The sequence below is a fragment of the Paenibacillus herberti genome (assembly GCF_002233675.1).
GTDB lineage: Bacteria > Bacillota > Bacilli > Paenibacillales > Paenibacillaceae > Paenibacillus_O > Paenibacillus_O herberti.
On sequence record NZ_NMUQ01000009.1, the window covers coordinates 1 to 912 of the forward strand.

General features: G+C 47.4%; 1 protein-coding gene. It reads left to right on the top strand.

The genetic code is table 11. The features are described from left to right. The first annotated feature begins 49 nt into the window (after window positions 1-49). Complete coding sequence (locus CGZ75_RS24255; protein ID WP_176445009.1) at window positions 50-394, top strand: transposase; 345 nt, start codon at window positions 50-52, stop codon at window positions 392-394. Window positions 395-912: the final 518 nt, after the last annotated feature.

The following is a 912-nucleotide window of genomic DNA, read 5'->3' on the forward strand; positions in this document are numbered from 1 at the left end:
CCAGGGAAATTCAGAGCAATCCTAAGAACAAGATCGAATAAGAGGTGTCTTGTCCATAATAAGGGGTTTTAACCGGAAGCAGTACGATCTGAATTTCAAAAAGACGGTGGTAGCCCAAGGGAAAGAGATTGGCAACATGACCACCGTAGCCAGGCAACATGAATTGGATTCGAAGATGGTTCTTAGATGGGCTAAAGAATTGAATCGTAAGGATCTCGATCAGTTGGACGGGACAAGCATCAAACAATCGAAGTTCGTTCCAACAGCGGAAAATTATGCACAGCTGGAGAAAGAGAATGAAAAGCTTAAAAAGCTCTTCGCGGAGCAAGCCTTGGAGAGGGACATTCTCATAGATCTACTAAAAAAAAAAAACCCACAGTTGCGGATAAAATAGACATTGCCCGAACGTATATTGCGCTCGGACACAACATCAGCTTCGTCCTTCATGTGCTCGAAGTGGAGCGATCCACCTACTACGCCCATGAAAGACGGGAGCAGCAAATAACGTCGGCGACTGCTTTCAGCAGTGGTCGTCCGGTACCAGGCCTGTCGTACACACGAGATGGAAATCCGATTAGTGATGAACAAATCTGCGAATGGCTCATGGAGTTTCTGGCAGGCGAAGGCGCGTCGTATGGCTACCGGAAGCTCACCGTACTACTCCAAAGGCGGCATGGGCTACAATCAATAAAAAGAAGGTTTATCGCCTTTGCAAGCAGATGGATGTGCTCCGCCCGCAGCGACAGCTAAAGATCAAGTAACCCAAGCGTCTGGCTAACATTCGCGTCCTTACGGGCTCTAATCAGCTGTGGGAAACAGATATTAAGTACGGTTTGATCCACGGCGAGCAGCGATTCTTCTTCTTGCTGAGTATCATCGATGTGTTTGATCGCGCGATAATTACGTATCACA